This is a genomic window from Citrobacter werkmanii (genome assembly GCF_008693645.1).
GTDB classification, from domain to species: Bacteria; Pseudomonadota; Gammaproteobacteria; order Enterobacterales; family Enterobacteriaceae; genus Citrobacter; species Citrobacter werkmanii.
In genome coordinates this window covers 1,481,355-1,501,165 of the sequence record NZ_CP044101.1, presented here as the reverse complement: position 1 = coordinate 1,501,165, position 19,811 = coordinate 1,481,355, and the positions used below count along the sequence as shown (strand labels likewise).

Here is a 19,811-nt window from a genome sequence, read left to right as displayed (position 1 = left end):
CATGAAACGTGCCGTTGTTGTATTCAGTGGAGGTCAGGACTCCACGACCTGTCTGGCGCAAGCGCTACATCAGTATGATGAAGTGCACTGCGTGACCTTTGATTATGGTCAGCGCCATCGCGCTGAGATTGATGTCGCACGTGATCTGGCCTTAAAACTCGGCGCGCGTGCGCACAAAGTGCTTGATGTCACGCTGCTTAGCGAACTGGCTGTCAGTAGCCTGACCCGTGATAACATTCCGGTGCCTGATTACGAACCGGATGCGAACGGCATTCCCAATACCTTTGTGCCCGGACGCAATATTCTGTTTTTAACGCTGGCGGCGATTTACGCATATCAGGTGCAGGCAGAGGCGGTCATTACCGGCGTTTGTGAAACCGACTTCTCTGGATATCCTGACTGTCGCGATGAGTTCGTCAAGGCTCTGAACCATGCCGTGAGCCTGGGGATGGCAAAAGATATCCGCTTTGAAACTCCGCTGATGTGGATCGATAAAGCCGAAACCTGGGCACTGGCCGATTACTGGGGCAAGCTGGACCTGGTACGCGAAGAAACGCTGACCTGCTATAACGGTATCAAAGGTGACGGTTGTGGTCACTGCGCGGCCTGTAATCTGCGCGCCAACGGTCTTAACCATTATCTGGCGGATAAACCGGCAGTGATGACGGCGATGAAGCAGAAAACCGGATTAAAGTAATGGGTTGAGCGATGCCGGATGGCGCTTTGCTTATCCGGCCTACAAGCACTCGCAGCCACTACTTCACCATCAGTTCCAGTTTCTCGCGCAACTCTCCTTCCAGCGGTAGCGCTTTTTGCGTTTTCAAATCAATACAGACGAAGGTAATCAACGCATCTGCTACCACCTGTCCTTCCGGCTCGAGGGTGATAGTCTGGTTCAACACACCGCTTTTGCCATTTAACTGCTGTACCTGACTGGTAATAGTCAGCAGGTCGCTCAGCACCGCCGGACGGCGATAGTTGATATTAATATTCACAACCACAAAAGCGATGTTGTGAGCGGTCATCCACTGAAAGCTGTCGCTGTTTTCCAGTCCATCCCAGCGTGCTTCTTCCAGAAACTCAAGATAACGGGCATTGTTGACGTGCTGATAGACATCAAGATGATAACCACGGACTTTGATTTGTGTTTGCATAGCGCAGAAACCTTACGTTTTTTTATATGTACATATTCAGGGTGAAGAGGCCATAACTGGTATGACCTCTATAGTCTGGCAAAATTTCAGCGCTCTGCAAGTTATTAAAGTGTTAAAACTGCCAGGTTACGCTCTACCAAAGAACTTCCCATCCCCGGCACCTGCTTTAAATCATCGACCGTTTTAAATGGCCCGTACTCTTCTCGATAGTTGACAATGGCCTGAGCCTTTTTCAGTCCGACCCCATTCATCACTCGCGCTAAATCCTCCGCAGAAGCGCTGTTGATGCTTACCCTGGTGCCTTCATCGTCGCTTGCTTTAGCGGGTTGCGTAGCCTTGCTTTGCGCCACTGTGGAAGCATCCGCTTTGGTTTGAGTCGCCTGGTTTTTGGCAACGGGCTCTGCAGCCAATGCGCTTTGGGCCATAGCGCCGCAGGTCAATGAAAGGGTGATAAGCAGGGCTTTGATTCCATGTTTCATAGTGTTTTCTCCGTGTTTGTTAACAGTGGAATCACGATAGCGAGGTGCGGAACAGCAGACAAACGGCAAATAACAGAAATGGAAAAGGCCGCGAAAGCGGCCTTTGGTTAATACAACTTTTTGCAATTTTTTGCGAGCAGCCTCGGTTATTGCTGTTGCTCCAGCGCGTCACCGATTTTAATTTTTGCGGCTTTACGCAGGTTGCTCATCAGCGCTTCGAACACAATCTGCGCGTTGTTCTGGGTGATCCCCTGAACCATCGCTTTCTTCTGCGCTTCAGGCATCGAACCCGCTTTCACTTCGTCCAGCGCCAGCAGAACAACGTTCCCCTGCATATCGTTCGCCACGCCGTAGCTCGGTTTGTCTTTCGCTGGCAGGCTCAGACCAAAGGCTGCCTGGCTCAGAGGATCCTGACCAGTGCGGCTCAGCGTTTTCGCCTCACCAAAGCTCAGACCCGCGGCTTTCATCGCTTCATCGCCTTTACCGGCTTTCAGGTCCGCCAGCAGTTTATCAGCATCCAGCTTAGCCTGTTGCTCTGCTTTATTGTGCTTAACAAGCGCAGTAACCTGCTCTTTCACTTCAGCCAGTGGCTTAACGGCTTCGGCTTTGTGCTCTGCAATACGCAGCACAAACGCGCGATCGCCATCCACGGTAATGATGTCAGAGTTACTGCCAGGCGTACCGTTCTCGCCAACCAGACCCCCATTGAAAATGACGTCAGCGACGGGTTTGAAATTCAGCTCTTCCGGCAGACTGTCACGGCTAAACCAGCCCGTTTCAACCGCTTTCATACCGGCAGCTTGCTCCGCACCCGCCAGGGATTCGTTATCGTTGCTGGCTGCATCGCTCACTTTCTGCTGCAGCGCATAGTACGCATCCAGCGCTTTTTCCTGCTTCACTTTCGCCGCAATGTCGTCACGGGCTTCGCTCAGCGGTTTAACCTGCGCAGGCTGTACGTCATCAAGACGCGCAACGAGGAAACCAACGGAAGATTTAATCACACCGGACAGTTGGCCTTTGTCTTTCAGGCCGGCATTTTTCAGCTCATCCGGAGTGGTGGAATCTTCCAGCCATCCCATATCGCCACCTTTACGGGCAGAGATGATGTCGGCTGATTTTTCTTTCGCCAGCGCAGCGAAATCTGCGCCTTTGCTCAACTCATCCAGTACCGCTTTAGCTTCATCTTCCGTTTTCGTCTGAATAATGCTGTAGCGGTTACGCTGCGGCTGAGTGAACTGGTCCTGATGCTGGTCATAGTAAGACTGAATATCAGCATCGCTGGCCGTCTCCTGCAGTGCAGCAGCGTCCAGCTTGATGTAGCTCACGCGGAACTGTTCCGGCGTCATGAAGTTGTTTTTATTCTGCTCGTAGTAGCTGGCAACTTCCTGCTCGGTAACGGATTGCTTCGCGGCAAGTGCGTTAACGTCAATCGTCGCCTCACGCACGATACGCTGCTGTGCGACCAGCGCCGCCAGCTCATCGGTTTCGCCTTTCAGCATGAAGTCCGTACCGGCAACGCCGTTGATCAACTGCTGGGTAGTAAGCTGATTACGTAATGCCTCAGCGTACTGATCGGCGGTCATTCCCATTTGATTAACAATCGCATTGTAGCGGTTGTTATCAAATTTGCCGTCCACCTGGAAAGCAGGCGTGGCGAAAATAGCCTGTTTAACCTGAGCGTCGCTGATATTGAGCTTCAGCTCGCGGGAGTATTGATCCAGCAGCGCTTCGTCTACAAGACGATTCAGCACCTGCTGACGCAGCGTTTTCATATAGCCTTCATTCGCCGCCAGCTCAGAGTATTGATCGCCCAACTGTTGCTGCATGCGGTTACGTTCGCTATTGAACGCATTCTCGAATTGCCCGCGGCTGATCTCCTGGCCATTCACTTTGGCGGCGTAATTGTTGCCCCCGCCAATCAGGTAACCACTCACGCCGGTCAAAATGAACGACACGATAATGATACCGAAAATAATCTTGAGCACGAGACTGTTAGCAGCCGTGCGTAAGCTGTCCATCATGGTGTAACCACACTCCGCTGTAGATGACTATACGCGTTATCCTTCAAGCCGCCTGCACGTTGTTACAACAACGGCGGCAAGGATTTTGAGTATATATGCTTCACGCAGCATAGCGTTTCCTGAACGCTGCGCACAAAGGCCTATTGTGACAAGAAACGGGGGCAATTGTCAGCCCACAACACGTAGAAAGTACCGGAATCAGAAATAAAAAAGGCACATCAGTTGATGCGCCCTTGTACTTCGTCACATCCCCAAAGGGGAAATCACTTAGTTTACCGCGTCTTTCAGTGCTTTACCTGCACGGAAGCCCGGTACTTTAGCCGCGGCGATGGTGATCTCTTTACCTGTTTGCGGGTTGCGACCAGTACGGGCAGCACGCTCTTTAACGGCAAAAGTACCAAAACCTACCAGCGCTACGTCATCGCCTTCCTTCAGGGATTCGGTAACAGAAGCAATAATTGCATCTAACGCACGTCCAGCCGCAGCTTTAGAGATATCAGCCCCTGCAGCAATTTTGTCGATCAGTTGAGATTTATTCACTCTTCTCTTCCTCTTTTATAATTTATATCGCACCTGAATCCTTCAAAGTGCGACCGCGCAGCAGTTATATCAGGCCTGCCATGCCCTTACAACACCCGTTAATGATGGCAAGCCTAATCCGTCATCTAAATTAGCTATACAAAAAAAGGCTGGCAAGTCCGAAATGGCCTGCCAGCCCTGTTTTTATTAGTGCTCTTTGCGCGAGGTCACTATTTTGCGGTCACAACCTGCATTCCAGAGGGTTCATTTTGCAGCGCAAGCGTCAAAACTTCCTCGATGCGTTTCACCGGATGGATGTCCAGATCGGCAATCACGTTGTCCGGAATCTCTTCCAGGTCACGTTTGTTTTCATCTGGAATTAAGACCGTCTTAATGCCGCCACGGTGCGCCGCCAGCAGTTTTTCTTTCAAACCACCGATTGGCAGCACCTGACCACGCAGAGTGATCTCGCCGGTCATCGCCACATCGGCGCGTACCGGGTTACCGGTCAGACAAGAAACCAGCGCGGTACACATGGCAATACCGGCACTTGGACCATCTTTCGGCGTCGCCCCTTCTGGTACGTGAACGTGGATGTCGCGTTTTTCGTAAAAGTCCGGATTAATACCCAGTTTTTCCGCGCGCGCGCGCACCACGGTCAGTGCAGCCTGAATAGACTCCTGCATTACCTCACCCAAAGAACCGGTGTAGGTCAGCTTGCCTTTACCCGGAACGCAGGCGGTTTCGATGGTCAGCAGATCGCCGCCCACTTCCGTCCACGCCAGACCGGTCACCTGACCGACGCGGTTTTCGTTGTCCGCGCGACCATAGTCAAAGCGCTGTACGCCCAGGTAGTCGTGCAGGTTGTCGCCATTGATCACAATATGTTTCAGCGATTTGTCGAGCAGCAACTGCTTCACGGCTTTGCGGCACAGTTTAGAGATTTCACGCTCCAGACTACGCACGCCCGCTTCACGGGTGTAGTAACGAATAATGCCCACAATGGCGCTATCGTCGACCGTAAGCTCGCCTTTTTTCAGCGCGTTACGCTCAATCTGTTTCGGCAACAGGTGACGTTTAGCAATATTCAGCTTCTCGTCTTCGGTGTAGCCGGACAGACGGATCACTTCCATACGATCCAGCAACGGCGCCGGAATATTCATGGAGTTCGAAGTCGCAACGAACATCACGTCGCTGAGATCGTAGTCCACTTCCAGGTAGTGATCGCTGAACGCCACGTTCTGCTCTGGATCCAGCACCTCAAGCAGCGCGGAAGCCGGATCGCCACGCATGTCGGAAGACATTTTATCGATCTCATCGAGCAGGAACAGCGGGTTTTTAACGCCCACTTTGGCCATTTTCTGGATCAGTTTACCCGGCATCGAACCGATATAGGTCCGGCGGTGACCGCGAATTTCAGCCTCATCACGTACGCCGCCCAGTGCCATACGGATGTATTTACGCCCGGTCGCTTTCGCGATGGACTGGCCCAGAGAAGTTTTACCTACCCCCGGCGGCCCAACCAGACACAGGATCGGCCCCTTGATTTTGTTCACACGGCTTTGAACCGCGAGATACTCAAGGATACGGTCTTTGACGCGTTCCAGACCGTAATGGTCGGTATCGAGGATTTCCTGCGCCTGACGCAGGTCTTTTTTGACCTTGCTACGCGCATTCCACGGTACCTGTACCATCCAGTCGATGTAGCCACGGACCACGGTCGCTTCCGCCGACATCGGAGACATCATTTTCAGCTTCTGCAGCTCTGCTTCGGCTTTCTCTTTTGCCTCTTTCGGCATTTTCGCCGCGTCGATTTTGCGTTTCAGCGCTTCGTTTTCGTCCGGCGCATCATCCATCTCGCCGAGTTCTTTCTGAATAGCTTTCATCTGCTCGTTCAGATAGTACTCGCGCTGGGATTTTTCCATCTGCTTCTTCACGCGGTTGCGAATGCGTTTCTCAACCTGCAGCAGATCAATTTCAGATTCCATCATCGCCATCAGATATTCCAGACGTTCGTTAACGTCGGACATCTCCAGCACGGACTGCTTATCTGCCAGCTTCAGCGGCATGTGCGCAGCGATGGTGTCCGCCAGACGCGCGGGATCGTCAATGCTGTTCAGAGACGTCAGCACTTCTGGTGGGATTTTCTTGTTCAGCTTGATATAGCCTTCGAACTGGCTGATAGCGGTACGCACCAGCACTTCCTGTTCGCGCTCATCAATGGCAGGCGAGTCAAGGTACTCCGCTTTTGCAGAGAAATGCTCGCCGTTGTCAGACAGCGCAGAAATACGCGCGCGCTGTAACCCCTCGACCAGCACTTTTACGGTGCCGTCAGGCAGTTTCAGCATCTGCAAAATAGAGGCCACGGTCCCGACGGTGAAAAGATCGTTTACACCCGGCTCATCCGTTGACGCTTCTTTCTGTGCGACCAGCATGATTTTTTTATCATGGTCCATAGCCGCTTCCAGACAACGGATAGATTTTTCCCGCCCTACAAATAAGGGTATGACCATGTGCGGATAAACCACCACATCGCGCAACGGCAATACGGGGATTTCAATGCGTTCAGAACGCTCAGGATTCATAGAGCTCTCTCTTAGTTTAGTGTCCGCCAGGTAATCAGGTGGTACGACTGTGCTTCACACCACCTTTAACATGTATGTCAGTATATGGGGATGTTTCCCACACATTCAACGCCATGTTTACGGAAAAATAAAAGGGGAGATAAAATCCCCCCTTTTTAATTAAATGTCTGTATGAATTGATGAATTATTCGCCAGATGCCTGCTGTGCTTCCGGCTTACCGTAAATCAGCAATGGCTTGCTCTGACCGCCAATCACCGACTCATCGATCACCACTTTTTCGACGTCTTCCATCGAAGGCAGATCGTACATGGTGTCAAGCAGCGCGGCTTCGACGATAGAACGCAAACCACGGGCACCGGTTTTACGCGCCATCGCTTTCTTGGCGATCGCATCCAGCGCTTCCTCACGGAACTCCAGATCGACACCTTCAAGGTTGAACAGCGCCTGGTACTGCTTGGTCAGGGCGTTTTTCGGCTCTTTCAGGATCTGGATCAGCGCTTCTTCACTCAGTTCGCTCAGCGTTGCCACCACTGGCAGACGACCGATGAACTCAGGGATCAGACCAAATTTGATCAGATCTTCCGGCTCCACCTGCGACAGCAGCTCACCTTCGCTGGCTTTATCAGACTGCGCTTTTACCGTTGCGCCAAAACCAATGCCGGAGCCGGTTTCAACACGGTTAGCGATCACTTTGTCCAGACCAGCGAACGCGCCACCGCAGATAAACAGGATCTTGGAGGTATCAACCTGCAGGAACTCCTGCTGCGGATGTTTACGTCCCCCCTGCGGCGGAACGGCGGCAACCGTACCTTCGATCAGTTTCAACAGCGCTTGCTGTACGCCTTCGCCAGAAACGTCACGGGTAATGGACGGGTTGTCAGACTTACGAGAAATCTTGTCGATTTCATCGATATAGACGATCCCGCGCTGCGCTTTCTGTACGTCGTAGTCGCACTTCTGCAGCAGTTTCTGAATAATATTTTCAACATCTTCACCCACATAACCGGCTTCGGTCAGCGTGGTGGCGTCAGCCATAGTAAACGGAACGTCCAGCAGGCGCGCCAGCGTTTCAGCCAGCAGCGTTTTACCGGACCCCGTCGGGCCAATCAGCAGGATGTTACTTTTGCCCAACTCGACGCCATTGCTGGTGTCGCCGTTGCGCAGACGTTTGTAATGGTTGTATACCGCGACCGCCAACACTTTCTTCGCCTGTTCCTGACCGATAACGTAATCGTCCAGGTGATTGCGAATTTCATGTGGCGTCGGCAGCGCACTGCGTTCACGGTGCGGTGCTACTTCCTTAATCTCTTCGCGAATGATGTCGTTACACAAATCGACACATTCGTCGCAGATATACACGGATGGACCGGCAATCAGCTTCCGCACTTCATGCTGGCTTTTGCCGCAAAAAGAGCAGTACAACAATTTGCCCGAGCCATCTTTGCGTTTATCTGTCATGGGTCAAAACCTCTTCTTTGTTCTTTGTGCCGCACACGACGACGCAAATGCCATTCTCAGGCGCAAGACGCTAGTCAGCGTTGTGCCGCTCCAGGTAATTATAGCGGCACACCTGCGCACTGGGCATTAATTACGATGGGTCAAAATCGAGTCGACCAGACCGTACTCTACCGCTTCAGAAGCGGAGAGGAAGCGATCGCGCTCGGTATCACGTTCAATCTGCTCAAGAGATTGACCCGTATGATGCGCCATAAGTTCGTTCATGCGCCCTTTTACCTTCAGGATTTCGCGGGCATGAATTTCAATATCCGTTGCCTGGCCCTGGTAACCGCCCAGAGGCTGGTGGATCATGACGCGAGAGTTAGGCAGGCAAAAACGTTTACCTTTCGCCCCGGCAGTCAGCAGGAACGCGCCCATTGAGGCCGCCTGGCCCATACAAATGGTGCTGACGTCCGGCTTAATAAACTGCATGGTGTCATAGATAGACATCCCGGCAGTAATTACCCCACCAGGGGAGTTGATGTACAGGTAGATATCTTTTTCCGGGTTTTCTGCTTCCAGGAACAGCATCTGCGCCACAATCAGGTTAGCCATATGGTCTTCGACCTGGCCAGTCATAAAAATGACGCGTTCCTTAAGTAGACGAGAATAGATATCAAAAGAGCGCTCACCACGTGAGGTCTGTTCAATGACCATCGGCACCAGCGCCATATGGGGTGCAAAGTTATCTCGTTCGCCGCTGTATGACATTTCCGTCTCCTGGATAAAATTTGAAAAAACCTGCTGTGCTGATTGTAACCTTATGGACGGATTATCAGCTAGTCCCTCAGTAATGGGTACGACATCGCCATAATTCAAGCATAACAATCTTTTGTTGTAACGCTAACACTGAAACGCTGTTTTCGCACTCTTCCCATGCAAAATGCGTGACAAAAAAAAACCCGCCACCAAAAGGTGACGGGCTTGCGTACGAAATTCGTGCTACAAAAGCGACGAATTACGCCTGCTGGTTCATCAGCTCGTTGAAGGAAGTGGCTTTTTCAGTCACTTTCGCTTTCGCCAGAACGGCTTCAACAGCTTGTTCTTCCAGAGCGACGTTACGCATGTTGTCCATCAGCTCTTTGTTTTTGCTGTAGAACTCAACAACTTCTTTCGGATCTTCGTAAGCAGAAGCCATCTCTTCGATCAGGCCTTTAACGCGATCTTCGTCAGCTTTCAGCTCGTTGGTGCGAATAACTTCGCCCAGCAGCAGGCCTACAACTACGCGACGCTTAGCCTGTTCTTCGAACAGTTCACGCGGCAGTTCCAGAGCTTGTTTCTCGTTACCGCCAAAACGCTGCGCAGCCTGACGACGCAGAACGTCGATTTCGCTGTCGATCAGAGCAGCCGGTACGTCGATGTCGTTAGCTTTTACCAGACCTTCGATCGCCTGAGACTTAACACGGTTACGCACAGCGCCTTTCAGCTCGCGTTCCATGTTTTTACGTACTTCAGCACGCAGACCGGCTACGGAACCGTCTTCAACGCCGAAACGTTTGATGAATTCTTCAGTCAGTTCCGGCAGTTCGCGTTCTTCAACTTTCTTCAGGTTGATAACGAACTTAGCGGCTTTACCTTTCAGGTTTTCAGCGTGGTACTCTTCCGGGAAGGTCACGTCGATAGTGAACTCTTCGCCAGCTTTGTGGCCTTTAACGCCTTCTTCAAAGCCTGGGATCATACGACCCTGGCCCATCGCCAGTACGAAGTCAGACGCTTTGCCGCCTTCGAACTCTTCGCCGTCTACAGAACCGGTGAAGTCGATGGTTACACGGTCTTCTGCATCAGCAGCGCCGTCTTTATCTTTCCAGGTAGCCTGCTGCTTACGCAGAGTGTCCAGCATTACATCAACGTCAGCGTCGGTGACTTCAACAACCGGTTTTTCAACTTCGATTGCTTCCAGGCCAGTCAGCTCAACTTCCGGGTACACTTCGAACTCTACCGCGTAAGTAAAATCTTCACCCAGCTTGTATTCACCCGGAACGTAGTTCGGTGCGCCAGCCGGATTGATTTTTTCTTTGATGATCGCGTCAACGAAGTTGCGGCTCATCAGGTCACCCAGCACGTCCTGACGCACGGAAGCGCCATAACGCTGAGCAACAACATTCATCGGTACTTTTCCTTTGCGGAAACCGTCAATACGCACTTTCTTCGCTACGTTGACCAGCTCGCTTTTCACAGCGGTCTCGATGCTGTCAGCAGCGATAGTAATCGTTACACGGCGGCCAAGGCCTTGAGTGGTTTCAACTGAAACTTGCATCTTGTTACCTCAAAAAATCACAGTGCTCGGTCAACTCTTCTCCGCAAGCACAGGTTGTTGGCTTCGCGGAACTGGGATGTTCTCATAAGCAATCACATTCCCTGTCGTCAGAATCATCCCGAAGACATTCCGAAAAATAAGACGCGCATTATAGCGGCATCACTTTTATGAGTCGAGAACGGTTATCGCGCGTTGCTGCGGCTTTTTTCACAATTCCCGGCTAATTTTTGTCTGAATACTGTACGACTCCCCCAGAATTCAGACAAAACAAAACGGCCCGCAGGCCGTTTTCACATATTCTGTAGCAACATACTGGAAAAACATCGGTTGTTGCAAATCCGTTTTCTACGCGATGCTCCCGGCTCCACGACAAGGGGGCGACGCAAAGATCGTGTCCTGCAACGCTTCCCACTCCTTAATGGTATAGGTATGCAGGGCTAACGCATGTACGGTTGTGGAGAGTTCCGCCGTTAACGTGCCGTAAATCATCCGATGACGATTAAGAAAACGTTCACCTGTAAAACGATCGCTAACCAGCACAACCTTAAAGTGGCTTTCAGAACCTGCCGGGACATTGTGACGATAGCTTTCATCCACAACTTCGAGGAATACGGGTTGGAACGCTGCCCTTAATTTTTCTTCTATTTGCTCACGAATCATCATGAAATTTTTCCTCCGACAACGCTGAGATGTCACCCATCCCTTTAAATACTAGCCGCTTTTACCGTTTTCATTACACCTTAGCAACAAAAAATTAGCGCTTGTCTGATTTTCTCAGCCAAACGAATGAAGTTCACTCATTTCATGCTTTGGTTTATTGCAAAAAGTCCGTTTCTGGTCTCCACAAAGTCATAAAAAGGACAACACAATGAATTTACATGCGTTACCCACTTCCCCTCATCGTTGGCGATGTTATGATGGCGGGAATTTTCTCTAACCACACAATTTAGATTCGCTGAGAGCCCTGGCATGTTTAAAAAAATCCTCTTCCCGTTAGTTGCGATGTTTATGTTGGCAGGATGCGCAACGCCGCCTACCACCATTGAAGTCTCACCTAAAATTACCCTGCCGCAGCAGGATCCGAGCCTGATGGGCGTGACCGTGAGTATCAACGGCGCCGACCAGCGTCAGGATCAGGCGCTGGCAAAAGTCACCCGCGACAACCAGCTGGTTACCCTGACCGCTTCCCGCGATCTGCGTTTCCTGCTGCAAGAAGTGCTGGAAAAACAGATGACCGCGCGTGGTTATATGATTGGTCCGAACGGCGCAGTAAACCTGCAAATCATTGTTAGCCAGCTGTATGCTGACGTGTCTCAGGGTAGCGTGCGTTACAACATCGCCACTAAAGCAGACATCGCTATTATTGCGACCGCGGCGAACGGTAACAAGATGACCAAAAACTACCGCGCAAGCTACTCTGTTGAAGGCGCGCTGCAGGCCTCCAACAAAAATATTGCTGATGCCGTTAACAGCGTCCTGACCGACACCATCGCTGATATGTCTCAGGACACCAGCGTTCACGATTTCATCAAGCAGAACGCTCGTTAATTTCTGCCCTTATGGCCCGGCGTTCGTCGGGCCTATAGAAGCCCATGTCCAGTCATTACTTACGTATTTTTCAGCAACCACGTTCAGCTATCCTGCTCATTCTGGGGTTCGCCTCCGGATTACCGCTCGCACTGACATCCGGTACGCTCCAGGCGTGGATGACGGTCGAAAATATCGATCTTAAAACCATCGGTTTCTTTTCTCTGGTCGGCCAGGCCTACGTATTTAAGTTCCTCTGGTCTCCATTGATGGACCGCTATACGCCGCCGTTTTTGGGCCGACGTCGCGGTTGGCTACTGGCGACCCAGCTACTGTTATTGATTTCTATCGCCGCGATGGGCTTTCTGGAACCGGGTACGCAGCTACGCTGGATGGCCGCGCTGGCGGTGGTGATCGCGTTTTGTTCGGCATCGCAGGATATCGTCTTTGACGCCTGGAAAACCGACGTATTGCCCACCGAAGAGCGTGGCGCAGGTGCGGCAATCAGCGTACTGGGTTACCGTTTAGGGATGCTGGTTTCCGGCGGACTGGCCCTGTGGATGGCCGACCGCTGGCTCGGCTGGCAGGGAATGTATTGGCTGATGGCGGCGCTGCTGATCCCTTGCATCATCGCCACCCTGTTAGCGCCAGAACCAACAGATGCTATTCCGGTGCCTAAATCGCTGGAACAGGCGGTTGCGGCTCCGCTGCGAGACTTTTTTGGCCGCAACAATGCCTGGCTGATTCTGCTCCTCATCGTGCTGTATAAACTCGGTGATGCCTTCGCCATGAGTCTGACCACCACCTTTTTAATCCGCGGTGTCGGATTTGATGCGGGTGAAGTCGGCGTGGTGAATAAGACATTGGGGCTACTGGCCACCATTGTTGGCGCACTGTACGGCGGGATCCTGATGCAGCGCCTCTCGCTGTTCCGCGCATTGTTGATTTTCGGTATTCTGCAAGGGGCATCAAACGCAGGTTACTGGCTGCTGTCCATCACTGACAAACACATGTTCAGTATGGCCGCCGCCGTCTTCTTTGAGAACCTGTGTGGCGGGATGGGCACTGCGGCGTTTGTCGCCTTATTAATGACGCTGTGCAATAAGTCCTTCTCAGCGACCCAGTTCGCCCTGCTCTCCGCGCTTTCAGCGGTTGGCCGTGTGTACGTAGGTCCGGTAGCGGGTTGGTTTGTCGAAGCGCACGGGTGGCCCACGTTTTATCTGTTCTCCGTGTTTGCCGCGCTGCCTGGACTCCTCCTGCTGCTGGTTTGTCGCCAGACGCTGGAACATAGCTGGCAAAATGAGAGCTTTATTCCGCGCACGGAATTTCGTAGCGCGTACGGTCTGGCATTAATGACGCTGGTCGCGGGGTGCTGTTTGCTGGCAGTTTGGCTATTGTTGCTGACCCTTAACGCACTGGACTACACCAACTTCTCCTTCCTGCCGGAACTGCTTGAAATCTCGGTGGTGGTCGCTGTCTGCGGAGTGGTATTCGGCGGATTGCTGGATTATCTTGCGTTGCGTAAAACCCGCCTGGCGTGATGTTGCATATTTATGCTCTAAATAATTCGAGTTACGGGAAGGCGGCGACGCAGCAAATCCCCAGGAGCTTACATAAGTAAGTGACTGGGGTGAGCGAGGAAAGCCAACACACCCGTAGCTTGAAGTATGACGAGCATATTTAGCCGTTGTAATCACCCTGCGTAATTATAACGGCTAAATAAACAACAACTGATAAAAAATATTATTTGTTATTTTGTGCGCCATAGAATTTGGAAATTATTGACGCCTTTTATACATGCTATTTTCCTTACTCGATTCAGCCATGAAAAATTTATTTTTTGTTCTGTAATTGTCTTTTTATTGATAATCAATTGTTAATTAATTGTTTTATTTTGGTATTGGTTATACCAATTGCCCTCCGCACGTCCCTCACCTGCCTGCTTTCGTTATAACGTGATGTTGCAACAGGTTCTTAAAGCCAACCCGACATATATTGCAACATATGTGACACGCTCGGCAGAACCCGGTAACACAGATCCAATGATGTTTACAGTAATGTAACCTTCCCGTAAAATGACCTCACACTTTAAACGCCACCCGGTCCCGTGGAATTGAGGTCGTTAAATGAGACTCAGGAAATACAATAAAAGTTTGGGATGGTTGTCATTAATTGCAGGCACTGCGTTGCTCAGTGGCTGTAATTCTGCGCTGCTTGACCCTAAAGGACAGATTGGACTGGAACAACGGTCATTGATACTGACGGCATTTGGCCTGATGTTGATCGTCGTTATTCCTGCCATCTTGATGGCTGTTGGTTTTGCCTGGAAGTATCGTGCAAGCAATAAAGATGCGAAGTACAGCCCGAACTGGTCACACTCCAATAAAGTGGAAGCTGTGGTCTGGACGGTGCCGATCTTAATCATCATTTTCCTTGCCGTGCTGACCTGGAAAACCACTCACGCTCTTGAGCCAAGCAAACCGCTGGCGCATGACGAGAAGCCCATTACCATCGAAGTGGTTTCCATGGACTGGAAATGGTTCTTCATCTATCCGGAACAGGGTATCGCTACCGTGAATGAAATCGCCTTCCCGGCGAATACTCCGGTCGAATTCAAAGTGACGTCCAACTCCGTGATGAACTCCTTCTTTATCCCGCGTCTGGGTAGCCAGATTTATGCCATGGCCGGTATGCAGACTCGACTGCATCTGATCGCCAATGAAGTCGGTACTTATGATGGTATCTCCGCAAGCTATAGCGGACCAGGCTTCTCCGGTATGAAATTCAAGGCTATTGCAACAAAGGACCGCGCCGAATTCGACCAATGGGTTGCTAAAGCTAAGCAGTCTCCGAACACCATGAGCGACATGGCTGCGTTCGAAAAAGTGGCTGTGCCAAGCGAATACAACCAGGTGGAATACTTCTCCAACGTGAAACCTGATTTGTTTAAAGATGTTATTAACAAATTTATGGCTCACGGTAAGAGCATGGACATGACCCAACCAGAAGGTGAGCACAGCGCACATGAAGGTATGGAAGGCATGGACATGAGCCACGCGGAATCCGCCAACTCAAGGGGTTGAGAAGAATACGATGTTCGGAAAATTGACACTTGATGCAGTTCCGTTCCATGAACCAATCGTCATGGTTACGATCGCTGCCATTATCATCGGTGGTGCGGCCTTACTCGGCCTTATCACTTACTTCGGTAAGTGGACCTACCTGTGGAAAGAGTGGCTAACTTCGGTTGACCACAAACGCCTTGGCATCATGTATGTCATCGTCGCAATCGTGATGTTGATTCGTGGCTTTGCCGATGCCGTCATGATGCGTAGTCAGCAAGCGCTGGCTTCTGCAGGTGAAGCGGGTTTCCTGCCACCTCATCACTACGACCAGATCTTCACGGCTCACGGCGTGATTATGATCTTCTTCGTGGCAATGCCATTTGTTATCGGTCTGATGAACCTGGTGGTTCCACTACAGATTGGCGCACGTGACGTTGCATTCCCGTTCCTGAACAACCTGAGCTTCTGGTTCACCGTTGTTGGCGTAATCCTTGTTAACCTGTCTCTGGGCGTCGGTGAATTCGCGCAGACCGGTTGGCTGGCGTATCCGCCTCTTTCGGGGATAGAGTACAGTCCAAGCGTCGGGGTCGATTATTGGATATGGGCAGTCCAGTTGTCCGGTATTGGTACAACCCTGACCGGTATCAACTTCTTTGTGACCATCATTAAGATGCGCGCGCCAGGAATGACCATGTTCAAGATGCCGGTATTTAGCTGGGCATCTCTGTGCGCGAACATCCTGATTATCGCTTCGTTCCCAATTCTGACGGTTACCGTCGCGTTGCTGACCCTGGATCGCTATCTGGGCACCCATTTCTTTACCAACGATATGGGCGGCAACATGATGATGTACATCAACCTGATTTGGGCCTGGGGCCATCCGGAAGTGTACATTCTGATCCTGCCAGTATTCGGGGTATTCTCCGAAGTCGCAGCAACCTTCTCGCGTAAGCGTCTGTTTGGTTACACCTCGCTGGTGTGGGCAACCGTGTGTATCACCGTTCTGTCGTTCATTGTTTGGCTGCACCACTTCTTCACCATGGGTGCCGGCGCAAACGTAAACGCCTTCTTCGGTATTACCACCATGATTATCGCCATCCCGACCGGGGTGAAGATCTTCAACTGGCTGTTCACCATGTATCAGGGCCGTATCGTATTCCACTCAGCAATGCTGTGGACGATTGGCTTTATCGTCACCTTCTCAGTCGGCGGCATGACCGGCGTACTGCTGGCGGTGCCGGGTGCGGACTTCGTACTGCACAACAGCCTGTTCCTGATTGCGCACTTCCATAACGTTATCATCGGCGGCGTGGTATTTGGTTGCTTCGCGGGTATGACCTACTGGTGGCCAAAAGCGTTTGGCTTCACGCTGAACGAAACCTGGGGTAAACGCGCATTCTGGTTCTGGATCATCGGCTTCTTCGTGGCATTTATGCCGCTGTACGTGCTGGGCTTTATGGGTATGACCCGTCGCCTCAGCCAGCAGATTGACCCGCAGTTCCATCCGATGCTGGTTGTTGCCGCCTGTGGCGCCGCGCTGATTGCACTGGGTATCCTGTGCCAATTCATCCAGATGTACGTGTCTATTCGCGATCGCGAGCAGAACCGTGACCTGACCGGTGACCCATGGGGTGGTCGTACGCTGGAGTGGGCAACCTCTTCCCCACCTCCGTTCTATAACTTTGCCGTTGTGCCGCACGTTCACGAGCGTGATGCCTTCTGGGAAATGAAAGAAAAAGGTGAAGCGTACAAGCAGCCTACGCACTATGAAGAGATTCATATGCCGAAGAACAGCGGTGCCGGTATCGTCATTACCGCCTTCGCAACACTGTTTGGTTTCGCCATGATCTGGCATATCTGGTGGCTGGCGATTGCAAGCTTCGCAGGCATGATCATTAGCTGGATTGTGAAAAGCTTTGATGAAGACGTGGATTACTACGTGCCGGTCCCGGAAGTCGAAAAACTGGAAAACCAGCATTTCGATGAGATTACTAAGGCAGGGCTGAAAAATGGCAACTGATACTTTAACGCACGCGACTGCCCACGCGCACGAACACGGGCACCACGATGCAGGCCAGACCAAGATCTTCGGATTCTGGGTCTACCTGATGAGCGACTGCATTCTGTTCTCAATTCTGTTTGCAACCTATGCCGTTCTGGTGAACGGCACCGCAGGTGGCCCGACAGGTAAGGACATTTTTGAACTGCCGTTCGTTCTGGTTGAAACATTCCTGCTGTTATTTAGCTCCATTACTTACGGCATGGCGGCGATCGCCATGTATAAGAACAACAAGAGCCAGGTCATCTCCTGGCTGGCGTTGACTTTCTTGTTCGGTGCCGGATTCATCGGGATGGAACTCTATGAATTCCATCACCTGATTGTTAACGGTATGGGCCCGGATCGCAGCGGCTTCCTGTCTGCGTTCTTCGCGCTGGTCGGCACGCACGGTCTGCACGTCACCTCCGGTCTTATCTGGATGGCGGTGCTGATGGTGCAAGTTGCCCGTCGCGGCCTGACCAGTACTAACCGTACCCGCATCATGTGCCTGAGCCTGTTCTGGCACTTCCTGGATGTGGTGTGGATCTGTGTGTTCACTGTTGTTTATCTGATGGGGGCGATGTAATGAGTCATTCTAACGAGAGCGGCGGCGCATCCCATGGCAGCGTAAAAACCTACATGACAGGTTTTATCCTGTCGATCATCCTGACGGTTATTCCGTTCTGGATGGTGATGACAGGTTCTGCCTCTCCGGCCGTTATTCTGGGAACTATTCTGGCAATGGCCGTGGTACAGATTCTGGTGCACCTGGTGTGCTTCCTGCACATGAATAGCAAATCTGATGAAGGTTGGAACATGACGGCCTTTGTCTTTACTGTGCTAATCATCGCCATTCTGGTTGTGGGCTCCATCTGGATTATGTGGAACCTTAACTACAACATGATGATGCACTAAGAGCGGCGATTATGATGTTTAAGCAATACCTGCAAGTTACGAAACCAGGCATCATCTTTGGCAACCTGATCTCGGTGATTGGGGGGTTCCTGCTGGCCTCGAAAGGCAGCATCGACTATCCCCTGTTTATCTACACGCTGGTTGGGGTGTCACTGGTTGTGGCGTCGGGTTGTGTATTTAACAACTATATCGACAGGGATATCGACAGGAAGATGGAGAGGACCAAAAACCGCGTGCTGGTTAAAGGTCTGATTTCCCCTGCCGTCTCGCTGGTATACGCCACCTTGCTGGGTATTGCTGGCTTTATGCTGCTGTGGTTTGGCGCCAACCCTCTGGCCTGCTGGCTGGGGGTGATGGGCTTCGTGGTATACGTGGGCGTCTATAGCCTGTATATGAAGCGCCATTCCGTTTACGGTACGCTGATTGGCTCACTCTCCGGCGCTGCGCCGCCGGTGATTGGCTACTGCGCCGTAACCGGTGAGTTCGATAGCGGTGCGCTGATTCTGCTGGCTATTTTCAGCCTGTGGCAAATGCCGCACTCTTACGCGATTGCGATTTTCCGCTTCAAGGATTATCAGGCTGCCAACATCCCTGTACTGCCAGTGGTAAAAGGTATTTCGGTCGCGAAGAACCATATCACGCTGTATATCGTGGCATTTGCTATCGCCACGCTGATGCTAACCCTGGGCGGTTATGCAGGTTATAAATACCTGATTGTTGCGGCGGCGGTGAGCGTCTGGTGGTTGGGCATGGCGCTGCGCGGTTATAAAGTGGAAGATGACAGAGTCTGGGCGCGCAAGCTGTTCGGCTTCTCCATCATCGCCATTACCGCGCTCAGCGTGATGATGTCCGTCGACTTTATGGTGCCAAACTCGCAGAACCTGCTGACTTACGTCTGGTAAGAATCGGCAGATAAGAAAAGGGTGCTTTGGCACCCTTTTTATTGGCAAGAAAGCTATTCAATCATATAGCCATTTCCCGGCCTTTGCTGACTCAATGATCATCCCTACTGTCAGAGGTTTTAACTCTATTTCGGGAGGCTCTTTTTTCCAGAAAGGGTATTCTTGTTCAATATAATTCCTCCCATCAAAATTCGAATATTCAATATCAAAATGCTCAAATAAATCAGCTAAAAAATCATACGCATCTTCCGGAACAAACTGAAAATCATCCTCCAGGGTCCATTCTTTAGTAACCTGCCTAAGACCAGGTCTAAACCAGCGTTCCCTGATTGGGTAATTCTTCATGATGTACTCAATAACTTCAGCTTCATAATTTCTCATCAGAAAGATGTCCACTGTATGCGATCTTTGGGTCGCGCGATGAGGTTGTATTTATCGCGGGTATGTTTTGTCACCGCGAACAAAAGCACGATTAACTGAGCATGCCCGATAAAAGGAACCCAGCGGCCTAAGTAAGTTGCTATTTGGTTTGTTGGAACCATCTTTAATTTGGAAAACTTCCCCATAGGAGCGTGTAGTCTTAAACCAAACGGGAACCGAGCCCCTTTCAGAAGTTTTCTACATAGAATTGATGCAATACTAGTGCCTGGGGTGTTTGTGGCTGCTGATAGCTTTCCTTCCACAGGAATAAATGGTTGGCCGATCAAAACCAGCGTAACAGCTTCCGTGGTGATACCTAATGAATCGGCCAACTGCTCGATGAATATCAAATCAAACAGTTCACCCGACGTTACGTTAGCGTGACCGTGATACCAATAGGTTCCATTCGCTTCTTCAGTGGTGTCCATTCA

Annotated in this window: 19 protein-coding genes; 8 read left to right on the top strand and 11 right to left on the bottom strand. The window is 51.2% G+C overall.

Features of this window, described 5'->3' with window-relative positions:
- The first annotated feature begins 1 nt into the window (after position 1).
- The gene (gene queC, locus FOB24_RS07730; RefSeq protein ID WP_038638285.1) at positions 2-697 is read left to right on the top strand and encodes a 7-cyano-7-deazaguanine synthase QueC; all 696 of its coding nucleotides are present in this window, start codon (positions 2-4) and stop codon (positions 695-697) included.
- Between the two features lie 58 nt (positions 698-755).
- Here the strand turns inward: queC and fadM are convergent, their stop codons facing one another.
- The 9 genes from fadM to bolA form a co-directional block, all read right to left on the bottom strand.
- Positions 756-1,154 (bottom strand): long-chain acyl-CoA thioesterase FadM, encoded by a 399-nt coding sequence (fadM, locus tag FOB24_RS07725; protein WP_087857049.1) that lies wholly within the window; start codon positions 1,152-1,154, stop codon positions 756-758.
- Positions 1,155-1,258: 104 nt separating this feature from the next.
- Positions 1,259-1,633, bottom strand: coding sequence for a helix-hairpin-helix domain-containing protein (locus FOB24_RS07720; RefSeq protein ID WP_150344737.1), 375 nt, complete (start codon positions 1,631-1,633; stop codon positions 1,259-1,261).
- Positions 1,634-1,779: 146 nt separating this feature from the next.
- Entirely contained in the window at positions 1,780-3,654 is a 1,875-nt protein-coding gene (gene ppiD / locus FOB24_RS07715; protein ID WP_150344736.1) for a peptidylprolyl isomerase, read from the bottom strand.
- Positions 3,655-3,921: 267 nt separating this feature from the next.
- Positions 3,922-4,194, bottom strand: coding sequence for a nucleoid-associated protein HU-beta (gene hupB / locus FOB24_RS07710; protein ID WP_003021629.1), 273 nt, complete (start codon positions 4,192-4,194; stop codon positions 3,922-3,924).
- A 209-nt stretch (positions 4,195-4,403) separates the two neighbouring features.
- Positions 4,404-6,758 (bottom strand): endopeptidase La, encoded by a 2,355-nt coding sequence (gene lon, locus FOB24_RS07705; protein WP_038638272.1) that lies wholly within the window; start codon positions 6,756-6,758, stop codon positions 4,404-4,406.
- A 184-nt stretch (positions 6,759-6,942) separates the two neighbouring features.
- Positions 6,943-8,217 carry an ATP-dependent protease ATP-binding subunit ClpX gene (clpX, locus tag FOB24_RS07700; protein ID WP_003831013.1) on the bottom strand — a complete coding sequence of 425 codons (1,275 nt, stop codon included), beginning with the start codon at positions 8,215-8,217 and terminating at the stop codon, positions 6,943-6,945.
- Between the two features lie 126 nt (positions 8,218-8,343).
- Positions 8,344-8,967, bottom strand: coding sequence for an ATP-dependent Clp endopeptidase proteolytic subunit ClpP (clpP, locus tag FOB24_RS07695; RefSeq protein WP_032939995.1), 624 nt, complete (start codon positions 8,965-8,967; stop codon positions 8,344-8,346).
- A 247-nt stretch (positions 8,968-9,214) separates the two neighbouring features.
- Positions 9,215-10,513, bottom strand: coding sequence for a trigger factor (gene tig / locus FOB24_RS07690; RefSeq protein WP_003021622.1), 1,299 nt, complete (start codon positions 10,511-10,513; stop codon positions 9,215-9,217).
- 345 nt (positions 10,514-10,858) lie between these two features.
- A complete protein-coding gene (gene bolA / locus FOB24_RS07680) occupies positions 10,859-11,176 on the bottom strand; it encodes a transcriptional regulator BolA (RefSeq protein WP_038638264.1) in 318 nt (105 codons plus the stop codon).
- Positions 11,177-11,482: 306 nt separating this feature from the next.
- Between bolA and FOB24_RS07675 the strand changes: the two genes are divergently transcribed.
- The 7 genes from FOB24_RS07675 (at position 11,483) to cyoE (ending at position 18,960) form a co-directional block, all read left to right on the top strand.
- Positions 11,483-12,061 (top strand): lipoprotein, encoded by a 579-nt coding sequence (locus tag FOB24_RS07675; protein WP_003021617.1) that lies wholly within the window; start codon positions 11,483-11,485, stop codon positions 12,059-12,061.
- Between the two features lie 44 nt (positions 12,062-12,105).
- Complete coding sequence (gene ampG / locus FOB24_RS07670; protein WP_150344734.1) at positions 12,106-13,581, top strand: muropeptide MFS transporter AmpG; 1,476 nt, start codon at positions 12,106-12,108, stop codon at positions 13,579-13,581.
- 585 nt (positions 13,582-14,166) lie between these two features.
- Positions 14,167-15,123 carry a cytochrome o ubiquinol oxidase subunit II gene (gene cyoA / locus FOB24_RS07665; protein WP_085047638.1) on the top strand — a complete coding sequence of 319 codons (957 nt, stop codon included), beginning with the start codon at positions 14,167-14,169 and terminating at the stop codon, positions 15,121-15,123.
- A 10-nt stretch (positions 15,124-15,133) separates the two neighbouring features.
- A complete protein-coding gene (cyoB, locus tag FOB24_RS07660) occupies positions 15,134-17,125 on the top strand; it encodes a cytochrome o ubiquinol oxidase subunit I (RefSeq protein WP_038638255.1) in 1,992 nt (663 codons plus the stop codon).
- The gene (locus FOB24_RS07655) at positions 17,115-17,729 is read left to right on the top strand and encodes a cytochrome o ubiquinol oxidase subunit III (RefSeq protein ID WP_003831007.1); all 615 of its coding nucleotides are present in this window, start codon (positions 17,115-17,117) and stop codon (positions 17,727-17,729) included. Before cyoB ends, FOB24_RS07655 begins: the two co-directional genes overlap by 11 nt.
- Positions 17,729-18,058 carry a cytochrome o ubiquinol oxidase subunit IV gene (locus FOB24_RS07650; protein WP_003831006.1) on the top strand — a complete coding sequence of 110 codons (330 nt, stop codon included), beginning with the start codon at positions 17,729-17,731 and terminating at the stop codon, positions 18,056-18,058. The genes FOB24_RS07655 and FOB24_RS07650 overlap by 1 nt, the downstream gene beginning before the upstream one ends.
- A gap of 11 nt (positions 18,059-18,069) precedes the next feature.
- Positions 18,070-18,960 carry a heme o synthase gene (gene cyoE / locus FOB24_RS07645; RefSeq protein ID WP_003831005.1) on the top strand — a complete coding sequence of 297 codons (891 nt, stop codon included), beginning with the start codon at positions 18,070-18,072 and terminating at the stop codon, positions 18,958-18,960.
- 57 nt (positions 18,961-19,017) lie between these two features.
- Here the strand turns inward: cyoE and FOB24_RS07640 are convergent, their stop codons facing one another.
- Both FOB24_RS07640 and FOB24_RS07635 read right to left on the bottom strand, forming a co-directional pair.
- Positions 19,018-19,341, bottom strand: a complete 324-nt coding sequence (locus FOB24_RS07640) for a DUF1493 family protein (protein WP_124021502.1) — start codon at positions 19,339-19,341, stop codon at positions 19,018-19,020.
- A complete protein-coding gene (locus FOB24_RS07635) occupies positions 19,341-19,808 on the bottom strand; it encodes an STM2901 family protein (RefSeq protein WP_110498637.1) in 468 nt (155 codons plus the stop codon). The genes FOB24_RS07640 and FOB24_RS07635 overlap by 1 nt, the downstream gene beginning before the upstream one ends.
- Positions 19,809-19,811 lie beyond the last annotated feature (3 nt).

Excerpts from the sequence above, each read along its gene's own strand:
- fadM (WP_087857049.1), bottom strand. The coding sequence starts at position 1,154 with ATGCAAACACAAATCAAAGTCCGTGGTTATCATCTTGATGTCTATCAG.
- FOB24_RS07655 (WP_003831007.1), top strand. The coding sequence starts at position 17,115 with ATGGCAACTGATACTTTAACGCACGCGACTGCCCACGCGCACGAACAC.
- FOB24_RS07640 (WP_124021502.1), bottom strand. The coding sequence starts at position 19,341 with ATGAGAAATTATGAAGCTGAAGTTATTGAGTACATCATGAAGAATTAC.
- queC (WP_038638285.1), top strand. The coding sequence starts at position 2 with ATGAAACGTGCCGTTGTTGTATTCAGTGGAGGTCAGGACTCCACGACC.
- cyoE (WP_003831005.1), top strand. The coding sequence starts at position 18,070 with ATGATGTTTAAGCAATACCTGCAAGTTACGAAACCAGGCATCATCTTT.
- tig (WP_003021622.1), bottom strand. The coding sequence starts at position 10,513 with ATGCAAGTTTCAGTTGAAACCACTCAAGGCCTTGGCCGCCGTGTAACG.
- lon (WP_038638272.1), bottom strand. The coding sequence starts at position 6,758 with ATGAATCCTGAGCGTTCTGAACGCATTGAAATCCCCGTATTGCCGTTG.
- FOB24_RS07635 (WP_110498637.1), bottom strand. The coding sequence starts at position 19,808 with ATGGACACCACTGAAGAAGCGAATGGAACCTATTGGTATCACGGTCAC.
- FOB24_RS07720 (WP_150344737.1), bottom strand. The coding sequence starts at position 1,633 with ATGAAACATGGAATCAAAGCCCTGCTTATCACCCTTTCATTGACCTGC.
- ampG (WP_150344734.1), top strand. The coding sequence starts at position 12,106 with ATGTCCAGTCATTACTTACGTATTTTTCAGCAACCACGTTCAGCTATC.
- clpP (WP_032939995.1), bottom strand. The coding sequence starts at position 8,967 with ATGTCATACAGCGGCGAACGAGATAACTTTGCACCCCATATGGCGCTG.
- cyoA (WP_085047638.1), top strand. The coding sequence starts at position 14,167 with ATGAGACTCAGGAAATACAATAAAAGTTTGGGATGGTTGTCATTAATT.
- bolA (WP_038638264.1), bottom strand. The coding sequence starts at position 11,176 with ATGATGATTCGTGAGCAAATAGAAGAAAAATTAAGGGCAGCGTTCCAA.
- FOB24_RS07650 (WP_003831006.1), top strand. The coding sequence starts at position 17,729 with ATGAGTCATTCTAACGAGAGCGGCGGCGCATCCCATGGCAGCGTAAAA.
- ppiD (WP_150344736.1), bottom strand. The coding sequence starts at position 3,654 with ATGATGGACAGCTTACGCACGGCTGCTAACAGTCTCGTGCTCAAGATT.
- clpX (WP_003831013.1), bottom strand. The coding sequence starts at position 8,217 with ATGACAGATAAACGCAAAGATGGCTCGGGCAAATTGTTGTACTGCTCT.
- FOB24_RS07675 (WP_003021617.1), top strand. The coding sequence starts at position 11,483 with ATGTTTAAAAAAATCCTCTTCCCGTTAGTTGCGATGTTTATGTTGGCA.
- cyoB (WP_038638255.1), top strand. The coding sequence starts at position 15,134 with ATGTTCGGAAAATTGACACTTGATGCAGTTCCGTTCCATGAACCAATC.